This is a genomic window from Porphyromonas crevioricanis (assembly GCF_900167225.1).
GTDB classification, from domain to species: Bacteria; Bacteroidota; Bacteroidia; order Bacteroidales; family Porphyromonadaceae; genus Porphyromonas; species Porphyromonas crevioricanis.
The window spans coordinates 1-22691 of the sequence record NZ_FUXH01000022.1; the positions used below are offsets into that span (position 1 = coordinate 1).

General features: G+C 43.4%; 20 protein-coding genes and 3 pseudogenes. 15 read left to right on the top strand and 8 right to left on the bottom strand.

The genetic code is table 11. From position 1 onward, the window contains the following. Nucleotides 1–1403: phage baseplate assembly protein V (locus B5D48_RS08675; protein ID WP_042120639.1), on the bottom strand; the 1403-nt coding region annotated here is incomplete at its 3' end. Between the two features lie 396 nt (nt 1404–1799). Here B5D48_RS08675 and B5D48_RS08680 point away from each other — a divergent pair. The 5 genes from B5D48_RS08680 (at nt 1800) to B5D48_RS08700 (ending at nt 8624) form a co-directional block, all read left to right on the top strand. Beyond that, complete coding sequence (locus tag B5D48_RS08680) at nt 1800–2000, top strand: helix-turn-helix domain-containing protein (protein WP_023936858.1); 201 nt, start codon at nt 1800–1802, stop codon at nt 1998–2000. 65 nt (nt 2001–2065) lie between these two features. After that, nucleotides 2066–4450 carry an EcoAI/FtnUII family type I restriction enzme subunit R gene (gene hsdR / locus B5D48_RS08685; RefSeq protein WP_023936857.1) on the top strand — a complete coding sequence of 795 codons (2385 nt, stop codon included), beginning with the start codon at nt 2066–2068 and terminating at the stop codon, nt 4448–4450. Between the two features lie 3 nt (nt 4451–4453). Next, complete coding sequence (locus B5D48_RS08690) at nt 4454–5977, top strand: class I SAM-dependent DNA methyltransferase (protein ID WP_023936855.1); 1524 nt, start codon at nt 4454–4456, stop codon at nt 5975–5977. Continuing rightward, the gene (locus B5D48_RS08695) at nt 5974–7026 is read left to right on the top strand and encodes a PDDEXK nuclease domain-containing protein (protein WP_023936853.1); all 1053 of its coding nucleotides are present in this window, start codon (nt 5974–5976) and stop codon (nt 7024–7026) included. Before B5D48_RS08690 ends, B5D48_RS08695 begins: the two co-directional genes overlap by 4 nt. Further along, the gene (locus B5D48_RS08700; protein ID WP_023936852.1) at nt 7023–8624 is read left to right on the top strand and encodes a restriction endonuclease subunit S; all 1602 of its coding nucleotides are present in this window, start codon (nt 7023–7025) and stop codon (nt 8622–8624) included. Before B5D48_RS08695 ends, B5D48_RS08700 begins: the two co-directional genes overlap by 4 nt. A 10-nt stretch (nt 8625–8634) precedes the next feature. Here B5D48_RS08700 and B5D48_RS08705 read toward each other — a convergent pair whose 3' ends face one another. Together B5D48_RS08705 and B5D48_RS09285 are read right to left on the bottom strand one after the other, a co-directional pair. Continuing rightward, a complete protein-coding gene (locus tag B5D48_RS08705; protein ID WP_369491558.1) occupies nt 8635–9048 on the bottom strand; it encodes a restriction endonuclease subunit S in 414 nt (137 codons plus the stop codon). A gap of 137 nt (nt 9049–9185) precedes the next feature. Next, entirely contained in the window at nt 9186–10595 is a 1410-nt protein-coding gene (locus tag B5D48_RS09285) for a restriction endonuclease subunit S (RefSeq protein WP_042120200.1), read from the bottom strand. A gap of 56 nt (nt 10596–10651) precedes the next feature. Here B5D48_RS09285 and B5D48_RS08715 point away from each other — a divergent pair, with 56 nt between their 5' ends. Beyond that, entirely contained in the window at nt 10652–11455 is an 804-nt protein-coding gene (locus B5D48_RS08715; protein WP_023936847.1) for a tyrosine-type recombinase/integrase, read from the top strand. Here B5D48_RS08715 and B5D48_RS08720 read toward each other — a convergent pair. The 4 genes and pseudogenes from B5D48_RS08720 to B5D48_RS08735 form a co-directional block, all read right to left on the bottom strand. Beyond that, nucleotides 11445–11876: a plasmid mobilization protein gene (locus tag B5D48_RS08720; protein ID WP_023936846.1), complete on the bottom strand. Its 432-nt coding sequence runs from the start codon at nt 11874–11876 to the stop codon at nt 11445–11447. The two genes, B5D48_RS08715 and B5D48_RS08720, sit on opposite strands and share 11 nt — an antisense overlap. A 333-nt stretch (nt 11877–12209) precedes the next feature. Beyond that, a complete protein-coding gene (locus tag B5D48_RS08725; protein ID WP_023936844.1) occupies nt 12210–12518 on the bottom strand; it encodes a helix-turn-helix domain-containing protein in 309 nt (102 codons plus the stop codon). A 7-nt stretch (nt 12519–12525) separates the two neighbouring features. After that, the gene (locus B5D48_RS08730; RefSeq protein WP_023940028.1) at nt 12526–12795 is read right to left on the bottom strand and encodes a helix-turn-helix domain-containing protein; all 270 of its coding nucleotides are present in this window, start codon (nt 12793–12795) and stop codon (nt 12526–12528) included. A gap of 499 nt (nt 12796–13294) precedes the next feature. Then, nucleotides 13295–13552 (bottom strand): annotated as a pseudogene (locus B5D48_RS08735) (tyrosine-type recombinase/integrase); the annotation flags it as partial. A gap of 285 nt (nt 13553–13837) precedes the next feature. Here B5D48_RS08735 and B5D48_RS08740 point away from each other — a divergent pair. The 9 genes and pseudogenes from B5D48_RS08740 to B5D48_RS08785 all read left to right on the top strand — a co-directional run bounded on the left by B5D48_RS08740 (nt 13838) and on the right by B5D48_RS08785 (nt 22363). After that, a complete protein-coding gene (locus tag B5D48_RS08740) occupies nt 13838–15067 on the top strand; it encodes a site-specific integrase (RefSeq protein ID WP_042120199.1) in 1230 nt (409 codons plus the stop codon). 52 nt (nt 15068–15119) lie between these two features. Next, the gene (locus B5D48_RS08745) at nt 15120–16322 is read left to right on the top strand and encodes a site-specific integrase (protein ID WP_042120198.1); all 1203 of its coding nucleotides are present in this window, start codon (nt 15120–15122) and stop codon (nt 16320–16322) included. A gap of 8 nt (nt 16323–16330) precedes the next feature. Continuing rightward, nucleotides 16331–16694: pseudogene (locus B5D48_RS08750) on the top strand (hypothetical protein). A 122-nt stretch (nt 16695–16816) separates the two neighbouring features. Then, nucleotides 16817–17722, top strand: coding sequence for a DUF6268 family outer membrane beta-barrel protein (locus B5D48_RS08755; protein WP_023936828.1), 906 nt, complete (start codon nt 16817–16819; stop codon nt 17720–17722). A 40-nt stretch (nt 17723–17762) separates the two neighbouring features. Then, nucleotides 17763–18890 (top strand): serine hydrolase domain-containing protein, encoded by a 1128-nt coding sequence (locus B5D48_RS08760; protein WP_023936827.1) that lies wholly within the window; start codon nt 17763–17765, stop codon nt 18888–18890. A gap of 54 nt (nt 18891–18944) precedes the next feature. After that, nucleotides 18945–19910 (top strand): histidine kinase, encoded by a 966-nt coding sequence (locus tag B5D48_RS08765; RefSeq protein WP_042120197.1) that lies wholly within the window; start codon nt 18945–18947, stop codon nt 19908–19910. A 57-nt stretch (nt 19911–19967) separates the two neighbouring features. Further along, nucleotides 19968–21026: a sensor histidine kinase gene (locus tag B5D48_RS08770; RefSeq protein WP_023936823.1), complete on the top strand. Its 1059-nt coding sequence runs from the start codon at nt 19968–19970 to the stop codon at nt 21024–21026. Next, a complete protein-coding gene (locus B5D48_RS08775) occupies nt 21023–21721 on the top strand; it encodes a LytR/AlgR family response regulator transcription factor (RefSeq protein ID WP_200805335.1) in 699 nt (232 codons plus the stop codon). The genes B5D48_RS08770 and B5D48_RS08775 overlap by 4 nt, the downstream gene beginning before the upstream one ends. Nucleotides 21722–22036: 315 nt before the next feature. Then, on the top strand, nt 22037–22363 hold the full coding sequence (locus tag B5D48_RS08785; protein ID WP_042120202.1) for an RteC domain-containing protein: 327 nt from the start codon (nt 22037–22039) through the stop codon (nt 22361–22363). 86 nt (nt 22364–22449) lie between these two features. Here the strand turns inward: B5D48_RS08785 and B5D48_RS09290 are convergent. Further along, nucleotides 22450–22691 (bottom strand): annotated as a pseudogene (locus tag B5D48_RS09290) (plasmid mobilization protein); the annotation flags it as partial.

Below are 22691 nucleotides of genomic sequence, written 5' to 3' on the forward strand. Positions count from 1 at the left end.
CTTTTGCCGTGAAAGAGACTGCCCGTGACATAAGGGCGATGGGGATCGCCATATTCGAAGCCGACCATCACCTGGTCGCCCTCCTCCGGAATCGATACAAATCCTCTGTTTGCTGTAACCGTGCCACTCGTACCTGCATCGGGAGTCTGAACTCGGATCCAGTTCGTAGACAACCCCTTCGGTTTTTGCCAGTCGAACTGCACCCTGACCCGTCCCTGTCCATTCGGATCCTTGTTGTCCGAAACGGTAGCCATCTCCGGATAAGCTTTTACTTCCGGGGCATAGGCTTCAGGTACACAGTCGATCAGAGCAGGCGAGGCTGTGAACCAATTGGTGTAGTCCCCATTCTTCTCAATCCGGTGGTACAAAGAGGTGATGCGGTATTTTCCGAGGGCAGGAACATCCATGCGTTCAGGGAACAACACATCTATGACTCCACCCAGACGCAGACGACAGGTCTTGGTCGTTCCTTCTATTCGCAGCATCCGCCCCACGGCATCCGCCCCTCGCTGTGCAGCCAGATCCGACAGGTTGAATTCGGTATAGACCGGAGAATTCGAGGGTAGAGTTCCTTTCTCGGGAAACAGACGATCCGACCGGCGGGCAATGTTTTCGATCAACGGATTACCTCCGGGAACAGGCTCATCGGAAGGGAAGCGCAGGAATTTGTCATCGGCCGCAACGTAGTCGTAATGGGCATATCTTCGAGGAATGGCAGAGGCACAAGTGCGCAGACTAACGATATCACTGTCGAAAAAGAGTTTTTCGCAGTCTGCCGTGTGTGGCGCACCGAAGAAGAGAGTACGACCATCGTAGAAAAAAGGCTCTCCATATATACGGGAGAGTCGGTTAAGAAACTCGAAGCCACTCTCCCGGTACTGCACTGCATAAGGCAATACTCCTTTGTAGCGGGGATTGCATTCGACCTTAAAGTAAGCCTCCTTTGTTACCTCGGAAACGATATCCGTCAACTGTCGATCGACGAAAGAGTGCATACCCGGTGCTCCATCGAGACTCATGGCGTCACCACGTCCGATGATCCTGACACGATTCGATCGATGTCGAAAAAAACTGCTTCCTATCCCGTCATTTTCCCATGCATCGATGCGTACATCGGTCACCCATCCGGAGAATTCGTACGAATCTTTGGATGTGAGATGTTCGAATCGGATCAGCGTTCTAGCTCCGATCAGGCTCATGAGCTTTTCGGGAGTCTCTTTCCAGAGCTCGTCCTGTGAGAGGTATTCGCGAACGACCTCAAAGTGGTGGCATGAGTTCATGGGCTGTTCGAGGGTCAGAGATTCGAATAGAAACTCTTCTCCATCGAAGCGAACTTTAGGTTTGACTGGATTTAAGGGAGGGAAAGTGCTCTTCTGATGTGTATAAGAATCGCCGAAGTTCATTGGCTATAGAGGTTTTTATTACTGTTCTTGCTGCGAAAGGTAGGGATTTTCCACACAGATTAGGAGCAATTTTTCCGAAAGTTGTATTCTGTAATTTCCGCATAAAATCGGATTGAAGAGGGTTAATGGATTGATATTGAGTATATAATCATGTGTCTACTCGGCTAAGGGGAACGGATAAGAAACGAGCGAGGTGCTTCTTGCTTCTTGATTTTGCAACTTTACAAATATCCCTTACTTCTTACTCGCAAAGGTACTGATTATCCGATGAAAAACGACTGAAATCGAAGAAAATCGTTGCGTATGTTAAATAATTCCCTAAATATTTCATTTATAAGCCTATTTCTGTTGTACCTTTGTAGGTGAACTCCACAATTTTAGAAAGCAAATCAACAGATGAAGGCTATAAATAGGATTAAATCAGTATTAGCAGAAAAGCAAGTATCTGGTAAGTGGCTTGCAGAGAAGACAGGGCGTACAGAAAATACTGTATCTCGCTGGGTCTCTAATAAGGTGCAGCCTTCATTGGAAAGCCTCCTTGAGGTTGCCGATGCTTTGGATGTGGATGTGCGAGAACTCCTTAGACCTTCAAAGTAAATAGTCTGTGTTTATGCTTTGACTATGGTGCTAAACTTCTCATAATACAAACTTATAGGAAGCCTATGGACAACATGCTCAATATGTCAGAAGAAGATATTAAACTTAAATTCATAACCCCTCAGATAATGGCTAAGGGGTGGTCTTTTGATGATATATCAATGGAAGCGAAGGTCAAACTTACCGATGGTAAAATGAACCTTCAAGGTAATCTCGTAGTTCGGAGCAAGCCCAAGTATGCCGACTATATGCTTTACTACAACAAAGCAACACCAATAGCCGTAGTCGAGGCAAAAGATGCCAAGCATACGATTAGTTATGGCTTACAGCAAGCTAAGGCATATGCCGAGATGATGAAGATACCCTTTGCCTATAGTTCTAATGGACAAGGGTTTCAAGAGTATGACTTCCTAACAGGACAAGAGAGAAGCCTTTCAATGGACGAGTTCCCTACCAAAGAAGAATTATATCAACGGTTTATTCAAGAGAGCCACTCGGGGAAGGGACTTTCTGAGGATGAGCTTAAAGTTATTGAGCAACCTTATTGTACAGGGCAAGATATATTCCCTCCTCGCTACTATCAACGCAATGCAGTAAACTTGACTGTTAATGCTGTCGCACAAGGGGAAAAGCGACTTCTACTCGTAATGGCAACGGGTACAGGTAAAACCTATACGGCTTTTCAAATTGTGTATCGCTTGCTAAAAGCTGGGCTTGTAAAGAAGGTGCTTTATCTTGCCGACCGCAATGTTCTTGTGGACCAATCGATACAGCAAGATTTTAAGCCCTTGAATAAAACGATTCATAAGGTAAACTATCAGCAAGACCAAGGCTCTGGCATTACTGCTTATGAAGTTTATTTCGCCTTATACCAGCAACTCATAGGACAGGGTGGAAAGAAACAATACGAAGAACTCTTTAAGCCCGAGTTTTTCGATATGGTCATCGTGGACGAGTGTCATAGAGGTAGTGCCAAAGATGACAGTAACTGGAGAGAGATACTCGACTATTTTTCAGGAGCTGTGCAACTGGGTATGACTGCTACCCCAAAAGAGACGGCTTATCAGTCATCTATATCCTACTTTGGAGAACCGCTTTATACTTATAGTCTTAAAGAAGGCATTGAAGATGGCTTCTTAGCTCCGTTCAAGGTGGTAAATATCACTACGAACATAGGAGACGAATGGCGTCCTACTAAAGGACAGGTAGACATCAACGGCAATGAAATCCCCGATAGGATATATAACAACACCGACTACGACTACAACATCATTCTACAAGACCGTCATCGGGAAGTTGCCGAGCAGATCACCAAGTTTCTCAAGCACACAGACCGTATGGCTAAGACTATTGTGTTTTGTGCAGATGAACAACACGCTGAATATATGCGGACTGCTTTAGTGAATGCTAATGCTGATATGTGCAAGAAGAACCCTGACTATGTAGTACGTATCACAGGAAGCGATAACTACGGGCAGTCTAAGCTTGATTATTTCATCTCTGTGTCGTCTCCGTATCCAGTCATTGCCACTACAAGCAAGTTGCTATCTACAGGAGTTGATTGCAAGATGGTCAAACTTATTGTACTGGACCAACGTCTCAGTTCAATGACAGAGTTTAAGCAAATAGTAGGACGTGGTACTCGTATTAGAGAAAAAGACGGTAAGACGCATTTTACCATTATGGACTTCCGTAATGTTACACGCCTTTTTGCTGACCCAGATTGGGATGGACCAATAGAGGTGGACGATAACTATCCCCCCAAAGACACGCCTACTCCTCCTCAGCCTTGTGGCACTTGTGGACAGTCTCCGTGTGTTTGCCCCTGTGATATCTGCGGTCAGAACCCTTGTATATGCCCTCCTAAGCCTAAGGTCGAGAAATCGATAGTAAATAGGGACGGCTGTCAAGTCCGAGTATTACAAAGCATAGTTTCTGTCTACGACACAAACGGAAAGTTGCTCCGCACGGAAAGCATAACCGACTATACGAAAAGAAACATCAATGAGACCTATGCCAACTTAGATGATTTCATCCAACGATGGAATGAGGCAAAGAAGAAGGAGGAAATAACCAAGCCCTTAGAGGAAAGTGGTATTGACCTAAAAGCCTTAAAACAAGAGCAAGGGCTGAGTGACGTAGATGACTTTGATTTTATCTGTCATATCGCCTATGGGAAAAAGCCTCTGACACGGAGGGAGCGTGCAGAGCAGGTCAAGAAGCGTGATATTTTCAATAAGTACGGCAACGAAGCTCGCAAGGTATTGGAAGCACTTCTTGAGAAATATACTGTTGGTGGCATTAGACAATTAGAAGACCCAGTAATACTCCAGCTTGATCCGTTCCGCCAAATGGGGACACCCGCCCATATTGCGAAGCTCTTTGGTGGCAAGGCGCAGTATTACTCAGCGGTCAGAGAATTAGAAACCTTTATATACAGCATAGCATAAGATATGGCACTCAATAATTTTGTAAAAAGCATTCGCAACATTATGCGTAACGATGCAGGTATCAATGGTGATGCTCAGCGTATCGAACAGATTGCGTGGATGCTTTTCCTCAAGATATACGATGAGAAAGAGAATGACTGGGAATTTAACGAAGACAATTATCAGTCTTTTATCCCAGGGGAATGTCGTTGGCGTTCGTGGGCTAAGGACGAAGGGGACGGCAATGCATTAACTGCTGATGCCTTGCTGGGCTTTGTCAATAATACCCTATTCCCTACGCTAAAGTCGCTGGAAGTTACACCAGAGACACCTGTACGAAGTCGTATCGTGCGTACCACCTTTGAGGATGCCAACCAATATATGAAAGATGGTGTTTTGCTTCGGCAAATCATCAATATCATAGACGACCTCAATCTCAGCGATTACAATGAAAGCCACGCATTTGGAGAAATTTACGAGACAATACTCAAAGAGATGCAGTCGGCAGGCTCTGCAGGAGAGTTTTATACACCTCGTGCTTTGACCGACTTTATGGCTGAAATAATAAATCCTCAGATTGGCGAAAAGATGGCAGACTTTGCCTGCGGTACAGGAGGATTTATTACCAGTTGGCTCAAAGCCCTTGACAAGAAAGTGCAGGAGACCAATACCGCAGATGCCCAAAAGGAATATGCCAACTCCATATACGGTATCGAGAAAAAGCAGTTTCCCTATATGCTCTGTGTGACAAACATGCTTCTGCACGGTATAGAGGCACCTCTTGTCTTACACGACAACTCACTGAACAAGGATGTACTTAACTATACTGAAGGAGATAAGTTTGATGTTGTGCTGATGAACCCACCTTACGGGGGCAGTGAGAAGAACGACATCAAGCAACACTTTCCCTCTGATCTCTCGTCCAGCGAAACAGCAGACTTGTTCATGGTACTAATTATGTATCGCCTCAAAAAGTCTGGCAGAGCTGCTGTAATCCTCCCTGATGGCTTCTTGTTTGGGGCAGATAATGCTAAGTTAGCCATTAAGGAGAAGCTCCTGAGAGAGTTTAATCTACACACGATAGTGCGCCTCCCAGGAAGCATCTTTGCTCCCTATACGAGCATTGCAACGAATATCCTCTTTTTTAACAATGAGCAAGCTGAAGGGGCGGAAGAAGGATTCTGTACCCAAAAGACTTGGTTTTATCGTTTAGATATGCCCGAGGGCTACAAACACTTCTCCAAAACCAAACCGATGCGTTCTGAACATTGTGAACCGCTCAGAACATGGTGGCACAATCGTACAGAAATAGTCAGCGAAGATGGAAAAGATGAAAAGGCTCGCGCCTTTTCTGCCCAAGACCTTTTGACCCTTAGTTGTAACTTCGACCAGTGTAAATTCCCCAAGGAAGAGGAAGAGATACTTGCTCCTGCCGAGCTGCTCGAAAGCTATTATAAGCGTCGTCTTGCCCTTGAGCATGAGATAGACAAAACATTAGCAGAGGTGCAGCGTATCTTAGGGATAGACATCAATACGACAGAACAATGAGCGAGCTAAGCAATACAGAACACAAAGGATTTGAAGCACTCGTTCATCGAGTTGTCTCTGTTATAGAAGAGGCTCGGGGGCGTGTACTCACTTCTATCAATCTGGCAGAGGTATATACAAAGTATCAGATAGGTCGGTATATTGTTGAAGAGGAGCAACAAGGAGCAGAGCGTGCTCAATATGGTAAACAGCTCTTACAATCGCTCTCCGAGCAACTTACTGAACGATTTGGGGCAGGTTGGTCGTATGCGAACCTTAAAAACATCCGGCAATTTTATAAAGTCTACTCAGAAAGGCTAACCACTGGTTATCCAATTGAAGGAGAAGAGGCATTTCGCCTTTCATGGTCACACTACCTCATCCTTATGAGAGTAGACGACCCTGCAGCTCGAAACTTCTATGAAATAGAATGTGTGCAACAACAATGGTCAAAGAGACAACTAAATAGACAGGTTGGTAGTAGCCTTTACGAGCGGTTAGCTCTAAGCCGAGACAAAAACGAAGTGATGCGACTCTCTACCGAGGGGCAAACAATAGAGAAACCGTCAGATATAATCAAAAACCCTATCACACTTGAGTTTCTTGGACTTAAGCCCGATGCTGTTTACACTGAGTCGAAACTGGAGCAAGCCATTATCAGTAAAATGCAATCCTTTTTACTGGAGATGGGTAAAGGCTTTTTGTTTGAAGCTCGCCAAAAGCGTTTCACATTCGATGAAAAGCATTTCTATGTAGACCTCGTATTTTATAACCGCCTGCTACAATGTTATGTGTTGGTAGACCTCAAGATAGGAGACCTTACACATCAAGACCTTGGGCAGATGCAGATGTATGTCAATTACTTCGACCGATACATCAAGCAAGACTTTGAGAAGCCTACGGTCGGCATACTGCTTTGTGAATATAAGAGCGATGCACTTGTAGAGCTTACCCTCCCTCAAGATGCAAACATTTACGCATCAGCTTATCAGCTCTACCTTCCAGACAAGAAGATGCTCCAAAGCAAAGTCAAAGAATGGGTAGCCGAATTTGAAGACAATCAATTATGACCGCAGACCAATTACGCAAATCCATACTTCAGCAAGCAATACAAGGAAAGCTTGTGCCTCAAGACCCAAACGATGAGCCAGCATCTGTTCTTCTTGAACGTATTCGAGAAGAGAAAGCTCGCCTTGTCAAGGAAAAGAAGATAAAGAAGGAAAAGAACCCTTCTATCATCTTCCGAGGTGAGGACAATTCCCATTATGAGAAGTTCACCCTCACAGGAGAGGTCAAGTGCATCGATGACGAGATACCTTTTGACCTCCCAAAGGGCTGGGAGTGGACACGGCTCGGAGAGATTTTCCTACACGCAAGTGGCAAACAACAAAGTTCCACCAATAATTCAGGAGGGAATCTTCGAGAATATATTACAACCTCTAATGTGTATTGGGGATATTTTGACCTTAATATCCTTAAAGTTATGAACTTTACAGACCTTGAGGTTGAATCTTCTTCAGCAACTAAGGGTGACTTACTCGTCTGTGAGGGTGGGGCTGGTTATGGGCGTTCTGCAATATGGAATAAAGATTACGATATTTGCCTTCAGAATCATCTTCATAGACTTCGACCTTGTGTTAAGGGAATTTGCGAATATGTTTTCTATCTCCTTTATCTACTGAAAGAAAGCAATCAACTAACCTCCGTTGGGACAGCCATGCCTGGATTATCTGCAAATAAGCTAAAAAATATTCTTGTGCCAGCACCTCCTCTTGCAGAACAGCAACGCATTGTGGCAAGAATTGAGGAACTAATGCCACTCGTAGAGCAGTACGGCAAGGCACAGGGCGAACTTGAGGCACTCGACAACAATATCCGAGAACAACTCAAAAAGTCCGTACTGCAATACGCTATAGAAGGTAAACTCGTGCCTCAATGCGAGGAAGATGGTACTGCCGAAGACCTCCTTCTGGAGATACAGGCAGAGAAGCAACGCCTCTATGCCAAGGGCAAGCTCAAAAAGAAAGACCTTGCCCACAGCACCATCTTCCGAGGTGAAGATAACAAGTATTATGAGCAGATAGGGAAAGAAATCTTTGATATAACGGAAGAAGTCCCTTATGATTTACCTAATAGTTGGAGCTTCTGTCGGTTGAGGGAGATATGCTTTATTTTTACTGGAGCGACATTTAGAAAGGAGGAAACCATAGGTGAAATATCTGGAGTCCGAATTCTTCGAGGTGGGAACATACTTCCTCGAAAGTTGCTATACAAACCAGATGATATATTCCTTCCCAAGGATAAAATCCCTAACAGCATCCTATTGAGAAAAAATGATATTGTTACACCTGCAGTTACAAGTTTAGAAAATATCGGCAAGATGGTACGAATCGCTTCTCATATTCAAGATACGGCTGTCGGAGGCTTTGTATTCACGCTCCGCCTATATAAGGATATGGACGTTCTGTCCATATATCTACAATCATTGTTAAGCACTCCTTTGCTCATTAAGTTTTTGAGGTCAATTTCCAATAAGTCCGGGCAAGCTTTTTATAATATCGGGAAAGAACGTTTGGGGCTGGCTTTACTCCCCATACCAGCTTTAGGAGAACAACAGAGAATTACACAAGCAATTGAAAATATATTTGAGTTGATAGAGGGTGAATAATAGCCCTCTATCATTCAAGTAAGCGCAGAAAATCTGTTATTGTGTTGCTTATTTTCCTCTGCTCTCTCAAAGGTGGTAATGGTAGCAACTTATTTTCTAAGTATCCAACAAGGATACGCTGTTGATTTGCCGTTCCTTTGAAGCTTGCATTCTCAACAAAGTATGGAGTTTCGAGAAAATACATCAAGAAAAAAGGTTGTACCGTTTCCCCATAAGGACGGAGCACCTTTAGCTCAGTCGTTCCTGCCCCGATGCCATTGGGAAGATTTTGCAAGACCATAGACTTTCTGTTCTGAAAACATGGAGTAATCTTGGCAAAAGCAATGTCTCCATCTGCAAAATGAGTGAATGCAGACTTAATCTCATACCAGTATGCCTTTGTATATGAGAACTGTGAGAGAAATGTAGCTTCTATCTTTTCCATAGGGATAAATGCGGCTATCGTATCGTCTGCGCATTCATTCTTCGGATTGATTTTTACAATATCTTTGGCTCTCACCCATCTCCATGAGAGAGGAATTTCAAAGGGGATTTCATCATCGATACAGGTAATACTTTTCCCTATCTGCTCATAATACTTGCTACTTCCTCTATCTTATGAACTATTTTTTTCTGTTCAGCGAGAGGAGGAAGAGGTAGCAGAACTCTGCCAAGTGTCCCGATGTAGAGTTCTTTTTGATTTGTGCTCCCTGCAAGATTGTCCTCAATATAGTTTTGGACTGCATACGAAGAGAGAACTTCAAATATATACAGTGGATTACAAGCTGAAGAAAGTCGAACAACGGATATATGTGAATCAGGAACGATGAAAGGGTAATCTCCTAATAGGGATTCAGAGAAGACTCCAACACGACCAACAGTTCCTGTCCCCGTAGAATTAACAAGGATATCTTGATGCCTCAATTTGTATTCATCTTTCCATTTAGGTAATGTCGAAGCATCTAAAAATTTAACCTCATCAAGTGATATGCCACCAGATTTAAGGTTGCATTTTTGAGCAAAAACAGGGATTTGCTTAATGTCTGAATACTTAGGAGACTTGCCTCTTGATAAAAAGACGGAAAGATCAGCAAGTCTTACCCATTTCCAAGACTCAGGTATGTCGAAAGGTATCTCGTCATCAATAGATGTAGTTTGCTCTCCCTTCTTCTCGAAATACTTGTTATCCTCATCTCGGAAGATGGTACTGTGGGCAAGGTCTTTCTTTTTCAGCTTGCCCTCGGCATAGAGGCGTTGCTTCTCTGCCTGTATTTCTGCAAGTAAGTCTTTGGCTGTGCCATCTTCCTCGCATTGTGGTACGAGCTTGCCCTCTATGGCGTATTGCAGTACAGACTTCTTGAGTTGCTCTCGTATATTGCTATTGAGCATTTCGAGTTCACTCTGTGCCTTGCCATATTGCTCTACGAGTGGCATCAACTCTTCAATCTTCGCTACAATGCGCTTCTGTTCCGCAAGAGGTGGCATAGGGAAAAGATGGCTAACCAGCTTAATTCGAGATATGTTAGGTTGTGCTCCTCCTTCTCCTTGCTCTACGAAAATTTGTTTACTTGCCATTAAATAATAAAACAAGAACATATTATAGAAAAGAATAGGAGTACACGCACAACAGGCTTGGTTGGTGGTTAGCTCAATCCCAGCAATTCCGAGTTTTCCTATAGTAGCTCCATACATAGCTATTAGAATGTCACCTTGAGAGCAAAGCCTTAGAGAGCATTCTTGTAAGGCTTTTTCTGTGATATGTTCTTCTGTCTCAAAAATAACATCATAATTCAATTCTCCAGTCTTGAGCCAAGGAATGCGCCCTCCAAAGAATTCAGGATTGCTTCTTAGAGGTGTTGCTCCTGCACCCCAATCTCCCACGTCTCCTAACCGACACCACTCCCAGCCCCTGGGTAGGTCAAAGGGGATTTCATCATCGATACACTTGACCTCACCTGTGAGGGTAAACTTCTCATAATGGGAATTAGGCAAAGCCCCCTACCATAATATATAACAGAGAATATTCTCTGAAATCAAAGATTATAATTATGGTAGAATCATTCAAAACCGCTCTCAGAGAGAGCAACATGGCGGAGAATACCATTTCAGCATATCTCTATGCTGTTAATGACTATTTCTCCAAGTACAGAACACTAAACAAGCGAAATTTGCTCTTATACAAGGCGAATGTTATAGAGCAATTCAAACCCAAAACTGTGAACCTTCGCATCCAAGCTCTAAATAAGTTCTTGGAGCATGTTGGCAAGCCCAAGTTTCGCCTAAAATCAGTAAAGGTTCAGCAACGCACCTACTTAGAAAATGTAATTAGCCAAGCTGATTATCTCTTTCTCAAGAGGAAACTCAAACAAGAAGAGAACCTGATGTGGTACTTCGTAGTACGCTTCCTCACGGCTACTGGAGCACGTGTGAGTGAACTCATTCAGATCAAAGTTGAACATGTTCGCATCGGATACTTTGATATCTACTCCAAAGGGGGAAAAGTTAGACGTTTATTTATACCGAAGCGTCTAAGGGAAGATGCTGAAAGATGGTTTGAAACGACTGGGCAAACCACAGGCTATATCTTCCGCAATCGCTTTGGAGAGCGTATTACGACTCGGGGCATAGCCCAGCAGCTCAAGAATTATGCTGAGCGTTATGGACTAAATACGAATGTCGTTTACCCACACTCCTTCCGTCATAGGTACGCCAAGAATTTCTTGGAGGCATTCAATGACATTGCTCTGTTGGCAGACCTAATGGGGCATGAAAGCATCGAGACCACTCGGATTTACTTGCGACGCACCGCCAGCGAACAGCAGGCGATTGTGGATAAGGTTATTACTTGGTAGTCTGTTTAGCTCGATTCTCAAAATCCATTGTCAGCTGTATCGTTTGTACTTGTAATTTGATGATAGCTGCGGAGCAAATTTCGAGCTGGTGTATCATTCTTTGAGCTGTGGCGACCGTGTGATATTTATTGAGTGTCTTGACGGCTTCGTTGTAACTCACACCGATGATTCTCAATTTAGTGATGATGTTGCGCAGCTCTCTTAGATACGGCTCTGCGGACTCGTCTTGTGTGATGACCTTAAAGGATTCATTTAATAGCCGAGCTCTGACGTAGTGGCTCTTGGTTTTCGCCCCTGACTTTCGGTATAGTTCGATGAGCTTCTGTTGGTCTTCGGGCTTGGGTATTTTGATGTGCCATCTGTCCCATCGTGGGCAGGTGGCACATCTGCCGTCTGGCTTGTCTGTCTTCTTTCTTTTCATTGGTTTCATTGTTTCTTAATCACGACTTTGGAGTGATTGATACCCCTTTCGGGGCAAGGGTCTTTGTCGGACAAATTGCCATTTGTCCGACAAAGACACACCTTGCTATGCACAAAAGAGGGGTAGGTTCAATCGCTGATGGCTCAGCATTCAGTTGGTCATATAGTTCTTGAGTTCATAGCTTGTTCTATAATTTCAAGATTGAGTTTAGAGGTTATTTCAGAGGTCATTATACGACTTCAAAGCTAAGTTTAGAGGTTACTTTGGTGGTTGGTCTAAATAGACTAACTGACCAACTGACCTAAGTCTATGCTGACTTGAGTCGGTCTCAACCTACTTTCTGACTCTTAGAATGGGGTTATAATGCCTTTCGAGCATCGCTTGGATGTCGCTCTGTTTGTATAGTATCTTACCTCCTATCTTGTAATAGGCTAATGTGCCGTTGCTACGGTACTCTTGGAGCGTTCGTGTGCTGAGCTTGAGTAGCTCGCAGACCTCCTCGCCAGTGAGGAAAACCTCACCGCCTAACATCGGGCGAGCCGAGGCACAATAACGCTCCAGCTTGGCTAATACGCCCTCCATCATCTGCGTAAATAGCTTCATTTGAGGGTTTTCACTTGTGATGATTTCATTCTCTGCCATAGTGCATTCATTCAGTTTGTGCCTTCAGTGCTTCCGTGATATCGCTCTCTTTGTAGTAGCACTTGTGTCCGACCATAGAGAAGGGGATTTTGCCCGTATCTCTGAGTGTCTGCAAGGTTCGCTTGCTGATGCTCAGCCTACGGCAGACGGCTTCATTGTCGAGCCACGATTCTGTTTCGGGGGGATTGCCGATGAGCTGCTCCGTGCGGTGGATGAAGTCGGTAAAGGAGGAGCGGAGCAGTTCCCACGCTTTGCCCTCTACGATGATAATTTTCATTGCTTCGGTTGGTTTTAATTTGCGTTTTTATATGGTGGCAAGTCGGGGCAGATGCTCTCGCTTGCCTTTTCTTTTGGAGGCAAAATTAGGGCTAAGAGTGCAACGCTCAAGGGATTGGTGAGGGACAAGGAAAACGAGGGAAAAGGCAGGCAAAGGAGCAGTCTAAGAAAGGGCTTACTTGCGGTAATGAGATGAGGAGTCGGCTCGTTCCTACTTGTCGAGAATGAGGTAATTGAGCCTATTAAGGCTCGCCTTATAAAAGAGCAAACAGATCATGCTCTGCTTTAAGCCTTGCTTACGTCCAAAGAGCCTGAGTATGTCGTATTCGTTCGGGCTTTTCTCCACGAAGGGTGGTCTTGCCAAGCAAGGTGGGAGGGAAGGAATACGACCGCCAGAATACAAGAAGTCCTGCGGTGGAGATTCTTCCCTCCCTCCGCAGGACTTGACCTTGATGGGCAAACAGACCGCCCTTGTACCTTTGCCCGAAATGAAGACGACCTTAGGCGGTGGACGGCTCGGCTTCGCTGGCTGTGGCTCGCTTGCGTGGTGGGCAAACTCGCAGAGCCTTGCGAAGCGTTTGTGTCTGCTCGCTACCCATCAGTGGTAACATCTCCTTGGCTATTTTCTGCTTGCTGACCTTGGCATATAGCTCTGTGGTGCTGATAAAGCGATGTCCTAACATCTTACTCACCGTTTCAATCGGCAAGCCGTTCTCCAAACAGATGATTGTGGCAAAGGTATGCCGTGCCACATGGAAAATACTTTCCATTCGAGGAATTGGAAGAATGTAGAGAATAAACCTGTAACGTGTTGTGAATTAGTCGATTTTCTATATTCTGCGAGTATGATAGGAAAGCAGTTCGACACGGAATATTGAATCCTTTCGGTTACCAAACCGTTATCCGTTGGTTTCCCTAGTGTGGTGAGGTAACGGAAAAAGGAAAGATTTTTCTGGAGTTGGTTCTATCTCTCTGTTCTACAACGTTTTGCTTATCAAAGAACGCTTTAACAACGGGTAATTTTGCCCATAAAATTAAAGCGTATGAAAATAGAAAAATTCAAGGTGTTGCTCTACCTCAAAAAGAGCAGACCCGACAAGTCGGGCAAAGCGCCCATTATGGGACGTATCACCGTCAATCGTTCGATGGTGCAATTCAGTTGCAAAATCTCCTGCACATCCGACCTGTGGAATCCTCGTGAAAGCCGTCTGAAAGGTAAGAGCCATGAAGCCGTGGAGACCAATGCGAAGCTGGACAAGCTGATGCTCTCCATCCACACGGCATTCGACACGCTTGCGGAAAGAAAAGCAGACTTCGATGCGGAAGCCATCAAAAACCTGTTTCAAGGAAGCCTTGAAACGCAGATGACCCTGTTGGGAATGACGGACATCGTCTGTGAGGAATTGAGAAAGCGTATCGGGATAGACCGTGCAAAGGGAACTTACCCTGCCTATTTCTATACCCGGAGAACCTTGGCGGAGTTCATCGAAAAGGAGTTTAGCATCAAAGACGTCGCTTTCGGTCAGATGACGGAGCAGTTCATTCATGACTATCAGAGTTTCATCTTGGATGATAAAGGACTTGCCATAGATACCTGCCGGCACTATCTGGCTATCGTCAAGAAGGTATGCCGAAAAGCCTACAAGGAGGGACATGCCGACAGATGCTTCTTCGCCCACTTCAGCCTTCCCCAACAAAAGGAGAAAACACCGAAAGCCCTAAGCCGGGAATCCTTTGAGAAAATCCGTGACTTAGAAATCCCTGAACATCGCACTTCCCATATCTTGGCAAGAGATCTCTTTCTCTTTGCCTGCTATACCGGAACAGCTTATGCCGACGCCGTTTCCGTTACACGGGATAACCTGTTTACGGATGACAGCGGCAGTCTGTGGCTCAAATACCGCCGCAAGAAAAACGAGCTTCGTGCCTGTGTCAAGCTGCTGCCCGAAGCCCTTGACCTGATAGAGAAGTACAGGGATGATGCTCGTCCGACACTCTTTCCGATGCTGTACCATCCCAATCTACGCCGTCTGATGAAAAGCCTTGCGGTTCTTGCGGGCATTAAGGAAGACCTGACCTACCATGCCGGCAGACATTCATTTGCATCACTGATCACCTTGGAAGCCGGCGTTCCTATCGAGACCATCTGCAAGATGTTGGGACACTCCAACCTGCAAACTACGCAGGTCTATGCGAAGGTTACGCCCAAGAAGCTTTTCGAGGATATGGACAAATACATCGAAGCAACAAAGGATTTGAAACTCATATTATAAACACACAGACATATAGAAAACAGAGTGAAAATCAAAAAACAATGAAACAACCATGCGCAGTACATTCTCTTTATTGTTATACATCAACCGAAACAAAGTCCGTGCGGACGGTACGACCGCCGTACTTTGCCGAATTTCCATCGACGGGAAAAGTACAGTTATAACCACGGGTATCTCCTGCAATCCCAAACAGTGGAATGCCCAAAAGGCGGAGACCGCGGACGTGCGGACGAACAACCGCCTGAAAGAGTTCCGCAAACATGCGGAGCGGCTCTATGATGAAATGCTCAAAGAGCAGGGTGTGGTCAGTGCCGAACTGCTGAAAAACAGGATAGCAGGTCAGGCGGTCATTCCTACCCATCTGCTCCAAATGGGAGAAAGGGAACGGGAACGCCTTGCCCTCCGTTCCAAGGAAATCGACTCCACTTCGACCTACAGGAGTTCTCGGTATTACCAGAGCTATATCCGTGAGTTCTTGGACTCGAAAGGCAACACGGATATTGCCTTTTCGGACATCACCGAGGAATTCGGACAGGAATATAAGGTCTACCTGAAGCGGTACAAGAACTTCGGGGCATCGCAGACCAACCATTGCCTTTGTTGGCTGAACAGACTGATATATCTTGCCGTAGACCATGAGATTATCCGTGCCAATCCTTTGGAAGAGTTGGAGTATGAGAAGAAACCGCCCTCCAAACGAATGCACATCAGCAAAGCGGAACTCAAACAACTGCTGGAACTGAAACTGCCAGCGAATGATCCATTGAAGGAATTGGCTCGCAGAGCTTTTATCTTCTCCTGTTTTACGGGACTTGCCTATGTTGATACCCAGCTGCTGTATCCACACCATATCGGGCGGACTGCCGACGATAGAAGATACATTCGCATCAACCGCAAGAAGACAAAAGTAGAGTCATTCATTCCCCTGCATCCGATAGCGGAGCAGATACTTGATTTGTACAATACGACCGATGATACGCAGCCGGTCTTCCCTTTGCCAAGCAGAGACATGATGTGGTTTGAGATACACGAACTCGGTGTCATCATCGGGCGGAAGGAAAACCTCTCCTACCATCAAGCCCGGCACAGCTTCGGCTCGTTTTTGATTTCCGAGGGAATTTGTACGGAGAGCATTGCCAAGATGATGGGGCACGCTTCCATCAGCAGTACGCAGACCTATGCGAAGATTTCAGAGAAGAAGATAGCGGAGGATATGGACAGGCTGATCGAGAGAAGAAAGAACAATGGATATTGAAATATACTATGAAAAGAGAAATCATAACTATTGAGGAGAATGGGAATGTACACGTTCCTGCGACTTCCGTTTGGATGTCGGCTTGCGAAATAGCCACCTTATTTGGTGTATTCTTCGGTAAGGTAAACAATCATGTCAAATCTATCTTCAAAGAGGGCTTACTCAGGGAAGATGAGGTGATGCAAACATTATTGTTTAAGGGCGGTGCGGTGGATTTATATAACATTGAAATGGTAACGATGCTGTCGTTTCGCTTTCCTTCTCCACAGGCAAAGCTCTTCCGAAAAAGGATAATTAGCAAACTTATTGAGAATGAAAATACTTTTTCCTCCACTAATTGTGTATCATAGCAAACACGGATGGTGGAACTAAGTATGAAGAAGAATGTTAGTATATTTAAATACCCCATTTTGCATGTTGAAAACCTATAATTTGTCTATTTTCTTGAAACCTGATTGTTTTATACGATATCTTCGTATTGAAATAATACTATTATGGAACAAAAAATGCTCAGAGTATATATTTTCATGCTATTCCTATTATCGGGAAAAGCGAATATGTTTGCCCAGATTCAATTAAAGTCGGAATATATTGCTCCGTCTGTATATAAAGATGAGAATGGCAATAAAATCGGAGGTGAAGGAAACTTACAGACCTTTGAAGGCTCAGTGAAACTTCCTTTATACATAAGGAAGAACGCAAACGGGAGACTGACGGCTTGGATTGTTGCTTTGGGTGGTACATACGCTTCCATGAAGAATAAAGAAATGCCGTCGGATTTTACAGAGAAAGAACTTATGAATGCCCAAACGGGAATTATGCATCTGCGACCGCTTAATGAGAATTGGTCTATACTTGCCATTTTAGGAGCAGGAATGTACACCTCTGATCTGAATAAATTGTCAGGCAGCTCATTTCTCGGTCAGGGAGGTGTATTATTTATTAGACACGCAAACAAGAATTTGGATTGGGGAGCTGGCATTGCGTTGAATAATGTGCTGGGATATCCGATGGTTTTTCCCTCCTTATATCTGAATTGGAAAATAGAGGGAAAATACAAATTCAAATTATCCATGTATAATACATTCGAGGCAGAAATCAGCACACGATTTAGTAAGAGTTTCTGTCTTGGAATACATGCGGAATCCAAAGGGCTTATGGCTGCAGTAGAAAAAAACGGCAGCAAAAAGTATTTCGTGATGCAGTATGGTTATATAGGTATTCAACCAGAGTTCAGAATTGGGCAATATATTTCTATCCCCATTGTCGGAGGAATTGTTGCATCAAGAGAAGCTTATTTTCGTTCACGGACATTGAAAGCTTTCTTCAGCAGCAAAGACAACTACCCACATTTCGGCGTATCTCCCTATTTTTCAATAGGTATCCGATACGGATTATAATAAATGCTCAAGTATAACGTTTAATACATTATAAGATTATATGACAACAAAATTCGCGCTATTCCTTTTGATAACCCTGTTTGGACATGGAATAACTTTTTCACAGAATGTCGTAAATGATTTAACAGGTTTGAGAGAAAACCTGACGCGAAAAATATTTGAAAAGACAAAGGACTTGTCTAATGAAACTCAACTGTCCATCGTGCTCATAAAAAATGGGATATCCCATTTTTATGGAATGATAAAGCAAAATGACACGATTAGAAATATTGAGAACAAAGATAAGGTTTTTGAGATTGGCTCAATTTCAAAAGTCTTTACGGCGACATTACTCGCCGATGCAATACTTGAAAGGAAGATTAAACAGACAGACGACATAAACAAATTTTACCCTTATACGTTCAAGGATGATGTGCGGATAACTTTTGAAAGCCTGTCAAATCATACATCCGGATTGGGAGAAAATCCCTCCAATTTGCAACTTTCAGAGTTTCTGGCAGACAGTACAAAAGCAGAGCGGGAAAATCCTTTTCAGAAATACAGCGACTCTGAATTAGAGTATTACCTCAGAAATCAGCTGCAATTATGTTGTTCTTCCGATAGGAAAGAATATCTGTATTCAAATTTGGGAACAGGTTTGTTGGGATATACATTATGCCAAATGGAAAAATGCAGCTTCACGGAACTCGTTTCCAATAAAATCTTCAAAAAGTACAAAATGAATAATTCATATACAGATGCAAGATTGGTAGAAACCGGTCTTGTCAAAGGAATAAGCCGCACAGGTGTTCCTATCGGCAATTGGATATGGGATTCGGATGTGTTTTTAGGAGCCGGTGGTATTCTTTCTTCTGCAAACGATATGGCATGTTTTTTAGAGGCTCAATTTGATATGGGCAACAAAGAACTTGCAATGACAAGAAAACCGACTTTCAAAGTAAACGACAAACTTAGCGTAGCACTTGGATGGCATATCGTAAAGGCAGATAACGGAAACGATTTATATTGGCACAATGGTGGTACGGGCGGTTTTTCTTCCTCTATGGTATTTGATATGAATGAAAAGAGTGGAGTCATTATTCTTTCCAATGTTTCTTTTCTGCATCCTCATGCGAAAAATGTAGACGCATTGTGTTTTGAAATAATGGAAGACTTGGCAAAAAAGTAATAGTAGATATATATGCAAGAGAGAAAGAAACAAAGCGTATTATATGATTTTCTTATGGAGAAGAAATACAGATGGACTCGCCATTTCCTGCTTATCATCTCCATCGGCATTATCTCCGCAAACCATATTTTTATTACCTATGGAGAACAGATTCGAGGCGGAGATGTTTGTGGAATTATATTTGCGTATATAGTAGCCTATCTGTTGCTGATATATCTGAATATGTACATCTTCATTCCTAAATTGCTACAACAAGAAAGGTATGTGCAATATGCAGCTGTCTTGCTCGCTGCAATATTCACATTCGTGATAGCGAATATCGGCTTGGAGTATTACATTCATTTTAAGTATCAAATACCTTTCGGTCCATATTCTTTTTTTTCTGACGGACGCAATAAAGCAGTCGATTTCTTCTCCGATTTCTCGGTACTGACATTGTCGGTGACGAGTATTACCGTAATCGTCTTTTACAAACATTGGATTCAAATGACTGAAATGGAGGAACAAATCGAAACTCGCAGGCTAACCGTTGAGTTGGAAAATTTGAGAAACAATATCGGATCGGAATTTCTTTTGGCTAAATTGAGAAAAGCAGCTGCACTATGCCTGACCGAACCTCTGGAAGTATCTCCGCTATTATTGACACTGAGCCGGATTGTACGCTATCGCCTATACGATTGCAGTAATCCAGTTGTACCACTCAATTCCGAAATCAAAATCCTTAAAGACTACCTGAATTTGGAAAAGAAGTGCGGGGCTCTCGCCGATTTCACACTCTCTTGCCAAATGAGGACTGGTATTTATTTCATTCTTCCATTGACGTTACTATCGTTTGTAGAAGAACATCTATTCAATTCACCGGAAAAAGAACGAATGGAAATTGAGATTGAAATATGCGCCGACACGCTTGTCTGTACCTGTACAAACAATAGCAATCCTCCCAAAACGGGTAAGCGAATTTTTACCATTTCAAGAAGACCAGAAAACGCCCCACACAAAACGAGTTTGAAGAGTTCCTAAGCTTTTCAAGAAATTTTCCGATAAAGTTTTTGGGAATTAATAAACATAAAGAATCGAATGGCATTATTGAAAGAGATAAATAAAAAGATTGGAACACAAATCCAAACAGGAGGATTCCATAGAATGGGAGACCTGCTTTTACTTTGCATTATAGTTATCTTGACAATGGAAATGGTCTATAACACTGGCAGTGTACACGGACGGTTCACGAATGCAAGGTTTTACGAATGGATGGCATATTTCATTGTCTTCACCTGCACCGTATATATCAACGCCCGCCTGCTGGTTCCTCATTTCCTGTTGCGCAATAAGTTGTCAGGATATTTCGCTTCCATCGGTTTGTGCGTATTTCTGTTGATGCTTTTTGTCATACTGGTGCAAAACACCCTGTACGATGTTCCCAAAAGTTACAGGCTGACCTCTCTTTGTTTCAATATCGCGGGAAATATGTTATTGCTGGGATTAATGATAGCCTCTACTTCAGTAGTACCACTGTTTCGCTGCTGGGCTGAAAACAGCCGTCGAGTATCGGAATTGGAAAAGACAACGGCAGAAGCAGAATTGCAACAACTGAAAAGCCAGATAAATCCGCACTTTCTTTTCAACACGCTCAATAATGCCAACATTAAAGCAGAGCAAGAACCACAACTGGCATATGCCATTCTTTCCCGGCTTGAAAATTTGTTGGGCTATCAGTTGTCCGAATCCTCGCAAGAAAAAGTTCTGATACGGAATGAAATTTCCTTCTTGCATGACTATTTGGAACTGGAAAGTACACGTCGAGGAAACTTGTATTACGAAATCAAGACAGAAGGCGTGGTGGAAGATATATCCATATATCCATTACTGTTTATTCCCTTTGTAGAAAACGCAGTCAAGCATAGTGTTGAAGTCAAAGGAAAGACAAACATACACATCACGTTTGCCGCATCCGGAAACCAACTGCACTTCCGATGCGAAAACACCAAGGCTGCTTCTCGTACATCGAATCATTACGGAGGTTTGGGATTGAAAAACATCAAACGGAGACTAGAATTGCTATTCGGAAAGTCTTATACCTTATCCATTACGGAAGAAGAAAATAAATATACTGTATGCTTATGTGTGAACCTATAAAATGTATCATCGTCGATGATGAACCTATCGCCCGAGAAGGATTGGAAAGGTTGGTACACAAGAGTCCAATGCTGGAACTTGTCGGCAATTTTGAGTCTGCAGAATCTGCGACTGAATACATAAAAGATAATCCTGTGGATTTAATATTCCTTGATATCGAGATGCCCGGAACAAACGGGCTTGATTTTGCCCGTAAAATCCCGCAACAAACACTTGTCATTTTTACCACAGCCTATTCCGAATACGCATTGGACAGCTATGAGGTAAACGCTACCGATTACCTCGTCAAACCCATCGAGGAACAACGTTTTCGTAAAGCAGTGGAAAAGGTTTCTGCCTATCATACCCTACTCATCAATGCAGAGAAAGAAAGTGTGGAGGCAGATGTGGATTTCTTCTTCGTGAAATCAGAACGTAAATATTTCAAAATCAGATATGACGACATCCTCTTTATAGAAGGCTTAAAGGATTATGTAATCATACAAACAGAAAATCGACGCATCATTACCAAGATGTACCTGCGCACTATCCACGAACTTCTGCCTCCGTCTGTTTTCTTCCGCATCAACAAATCCTATGTTGTGAATTTAGAGAAAATAGAATCGTTCGACACCAACGACGTATTCATCGGAAAATATGAAATCAGTATCGGCAATACTTACAAAGAAGATTTCTACAAAAGGCTCATGAAATAACAGTTGACTTTGCTATTATCTCAATCAATAATTCAAATCAAATGTGTATGGAAAGATTAGTCAAAACTTTTTCATTCAGGGCTCTTTCTTCGAATGATTCATCCGCTGACGAGCAGCGGAATGCAACTGATAACTTGATAAAAGAGATCATTAAATTGAACACGGAAGAGAACGATAACATTTTTGTACTCCGTATTTTTCGTTATACCCGTTTCCGATTGCAATCTCTGCAAGAGAAACCCTCATCGGATAGGGCGGGGGAAAAATGTGGCAGAGCTATTGTCTGTCATTGATACAGAACTGGAACTGTTGAATATGCGAATACAGGGGTTTCTTCCTGCTTTGCCCGTCAAACCAGCCAAGAAACTCCGTTGGACAGGCAAAGCGACAGATTTAGTTGAATTGCTTTACGCACTCGACACCTGTGACTGTATCAACGGTCGTGAAATCGGTATAGAAGAACTGGCAGACACCTTTTCTGAAATCTTCGGAGTAGAAATCAAGAACTGCTACAATGTTTACATGAACATGAAACGCCGCAAGGATGACAGCCGCACCTATTTCCTTGACGAACTTAGGGAGAAGCTGAACAGGCGAATGAAGGAAAGCGACCTGAAGGGCGGCAAGTTCAAAAAGCGGTAATCGCCATCAAAAGGTTAATCAGGCTTCCCCAAACGAGATGGAAGCCTGATTTTTTCATCCATAAAGAACAGTACGATGTAAAATGGTTACTGTCGATGTTGCCATTTCTCTTGAAATTCACGAGTCAGTTGCACGATTTCACCTCCGATTATTGCTAATTCAAGTGTCAGTTTCTCCAACTGGGTGAGCATCGCAAGGCTTCCTTCTCCGTGAAATTGCTTTTCAGAGCGACCACAGTCTGGTTGTAATTCACCCCGACGCTGCGAAATTGTCCGTACAAAGTCGTCAGTTTCTGGTAGTAATCAAGCAAGGAACGGTCGACTTTTAT

Excerpts from the sequence above, each read along its gene's own strand:
- B5D48_RS08680 (WP_023936858.1), top strand. The coding sequence starts at position 1,800 with ATGAAGGCTATAAATAGGATTAAATCAGTATTAGCAGAAAAGCAAGTA.
- hsdR (WP_023936857.1), top strand. The coding sequence starts at position 2,066 with ATGGACAACATGCTCAATATGTCAGAAGAAGATATTAAACTTAAATTC.
- B5D48_RS08690 (WP_023936855.1), top strand. The coding sequence starts at position 4,454 with ATGGCACTCAATAATTTTGTAAAAAGCATTCGCAACATTATGCGTAAC.
- B5D48_RS08695 (WP_023936853.1), top strand. The coding sequence starts at position 5,974 with ATGAGCGAGCTAAGCAATACAGAACACAAAGGATTTGAAGCACTCGTT.
- B5D48_RS08700 (WP_023936852.1), top strand. The coding sequence starts at position 7,023 with ATGACCGCAGACCAATTACGCAAATCCATACTTCAGCAAGCAATACAA.
- B5D48_RS08705 (WP_369491558.1), bottom strand. The coding sequence starts at position 9,048 with ATGGAAAAGATAGAAGCTACATTTCTCTCACAGTTCTCATATACAAAG.
- B5D48_RS08715 (WP_023936847.1), top strand. The coding sequence starts at position 10,652 with ATGGTAGAATCATTCAAAACCGCTCTCAGAGAGAGCAACATGGCGGAG.
- B5D48_RS08720 (WP_023936846.1), bottom strand. The coding sequence starts at position 11,876 with ATGAAAAGAAAGAAGACAGACAAGCCAGACGGCAGATGTGCCACCTGC.
- B5D48_RS08725 (WP_023936844.1), bottom strand. The coding sequence starts at position 12,518 with ATGGCAGAGAATGAAATCATCACAAGTGAAAACCCTCAAATGAAGCTA.
- B5D48_RS08730 (WP_023940028.1), bottom strand. The coding sequence starts at position 12,795 with ATGAAAATTATCATCGTAGAGGGCAAAGCGTGGGAACTGCTCCGCTCC.
- B5D48_RS08740 (WP_042120199.1), top strand. The coding sequence starts at position 13,838 with ATGAAAATAGAAAAATTCAAGGTGTTGCTCTACCTCAAAAAGAGCAGA.
- B5D48_RS08745 (WP_042120198.1), top strand. The coding sequence starts at position 15,120 with ATGCGCAGTACATTCTCTTTATTGTTATACATCAACCGAAACAAAGTC.
- B5D48_RS08755 (WP_023936828.1), top strand. The coding sequence starts at position 16,817 with ATGGAACAAAAAATGCTCAGAGTATATATTTTCATGCTATTCCTATTA.
- B5D48_RS08760 (WP_023936827.1), top strand. The coding sequence starts at position 17,763 with ATGACAACAAAATTCGCGCTATTCCTTTTGATAACCCTGTTTGGACAT.
- B5D48_RS08765 (WP_042120197.1), top strand. The coding sequence starts at position 18,945 with ATGGAGAAGAAATACAGATGGACTCGCCATTTCCTGCTTATCATCTCC.
- B5D48_RS08770 (WP_023936823.1), top strand. The coding sequence starts at position 19,968 with ATGGCATTATTGAAAGAGATAAATAAAAAGATTGGAACACAAATCCAA.
- B5D48_RS08785 (WP_042120202.1), top strand. The coding sequence starts at position 22,037 with ATGCGAATACAGGGGTTTCTTCCTGCTTTGCCCGTCAAACCAGCCAAG.